The sequence below is a fragment of the Oleiphilus sp. HI0067 genome (assembly GCF_001635735.1).
Window position 1 is genome coordinate 1 of the sequence record NZ_LWFI01001278.1, and the last position, 1178, is coordinate 1178.

The following is a 1178-nucleotide window of genomic DNA, read 5'->3' on the forward strand; positions in this document are numbered from 1 at the left end:
CTTGAATAAAGCTTAATGCTCGTCATCCTGGATGGGGGATTGGCTGGCACTCTAACCCCCACTTCGTTAGTATCAAAACAAATCCAAAAGCTTCCTTATAGCGAAGACTAATTAGCCCATCCGAGCTTACTTTGGGTCTAATAAGAACAAATCAAGCGAGGTTCATCATGCAATTTCAGGATCAGGTAGTTATCGTCACAGGCGCGTCAGCAGGTGTAGGGGAGGAGTGTGCACGTCAATTCGCCAAGCAGGGCGCTAAGGTCGTGCTTGCTGCTCGCTCCAAAGACACCATCAAGTCTTTGGCTAAAGAGCTCGGCAATGGAGCGATTGCTGTACCAACCGATGTTGCTAAGCGTGAGGACTGTGAAAGTTTAATTGAACAGAGCGTTGCCGAATTCGGACGTATTGATGTGTTGGTAAACAATGCTGGTTTTCATGGCCGAGGAGATGTCGCCGAAGCAGGTTTAGACGAAATGGATCAGACTATTGATATCAATCTTAAAGGACCTATTCGCCTCACGAAATTAGCTTTGCCATATTTACTCAAAGCACCTAGTGCGGCAGTGGTGAATGTTGCTTCGCTAGCAGGGCGCATTCCCTTAGAAGGAGAAGCGACTTACTCATGCAGTAAATTTGCACTTCGAGCCTTCTCATTAGCGCTAGCAGAAGAATTGAATGAAACTGCTGTGACTGTTTCTTTGGTTTCGCCAGGGCCGATTGACACAGGATTTATTATGGGGCATATCGAAGAAGTGCCTGATCTGGTTTTTTCTCAACCTATGAGTACCGCAGCTGAAATTGCCGAGGCAGTATTGGCTTGTGCGCAAGACGGAAAGCGCGAACGTTCGATACCCGGTTCTTCAGCGATTCTCACGACCTTTGGATATTTATTTCCGGGAATTCGCAGAGCACTTAAGCCTGCGTTGATGAAAAAAGGCGCGAAAGCAAAGCAGTTTTATCTAGAGCGAGAAGCGCGATAGGGGCAGCAAACAAAGAAATAGAACGTCGGAAAATAAAAAGCCCGCTGTCGAGGCCTATTCGACAGCGGGCGTAGAAACTTTTAAATCTTTAAGAAGATGAAAGGCTTTATAGAAAAGGGCCTGAATCTTTTCTGTAACGCCTTTTGATGGTTCTCATTTTAGGGGCGTAGGGGGCGTAGTCACATCGTCCGGAGGGCG

At 46.9% G+C, this 1178-nt stretch carries 1 protein-coding gene; it reads left to right on the plus strand.

From position 1 onward, the window contains the following. Nucleotides 1-167 precede the first annotated feature (167 nt). The gene (locus tag A3739_RS19815) at nucleotides 168-980 is read left to right on the plus strand and encodes an SDR family oxidoreductase (protein WP_068502544.1); all 813 of its coding nucleotides are present in this window, start codon (nucleotides 168-170) and stop codon (nucleotides 978-980) included. Nucleotides 981-1178 lie beyond the last annotated feature (198 nt).